This window comes from Cupriavidus sp. SK-4 (assembly GCF_000611125.1).
In the GTDB taxonomy this organism is placed as follows: Bacteria; Pseudomonadota; Gammaproteobacteria; order Burkholderiales; family Burkholderiaceae; genus Cupriavidus; species Cupriavidus necator.
The window spans coordinates 221-750 of record NZ_JFJW01000029.1; the positions used below are offsets into that span (position 1 = coordinate 221).

Sequence of the window (530 nt, forward strand, 5' to 3'; positions counted from 1 at the left end):
GGCGGTCATGAGAAGTCCGCCCCAGCCGATCAGCATGACGGCGCGGGTGCCAATGCGGTCGCTCGCCCAACCGACGATCACGCAGCCGATGGTCAGCGCGAGCGTAGCGAAGGCATTGGTCTCGAGCGCAAGCGCGGCGGGTATGTGGTGAATCTTCTGCAGGTAGGCGGGTGTATACAGCACCACGACGACGATGGAGGTCGAAAGCACGCAGGTCAGCAGTGCCACGAACAGACTGGCCGAGCGGTGCTCGCGCAGCACGGTGCGGATCGGGAGTTCGCGCGCCAGATTGCTGCGCTCAGCCAACTCGCGGAACACGGGGGTCTCATGAAGAAACCGGCGCAGGTACACCGACACAAGTCCGAACACGCCGCCCAGGATAAAAGGGATGCGCCAGGCGAAATCGCTCACCTGCTCAGGCGTGTAGTGGCGATTGATGGCGACCGCCACGAGCGAACCCAGCAGGATGCCACCCGTGATGCCCGAGGTCAGGGTCCCGATGCCGAAACCGTAGTGCCGGCTCGGCACGT

Annotated in this window: 1 protein-coding gene; it reads right to left on the reverse strand. The window is 64.5% G+C overall.

The window, feature by feature from the left end; genetic code table 11:
* Positions 1-530: MFS transporter (locus CF68_RS06420; protein ID WP_035816854.1), on the reverse strand; the 530-nt coding region annotated here is incomplete at both ends.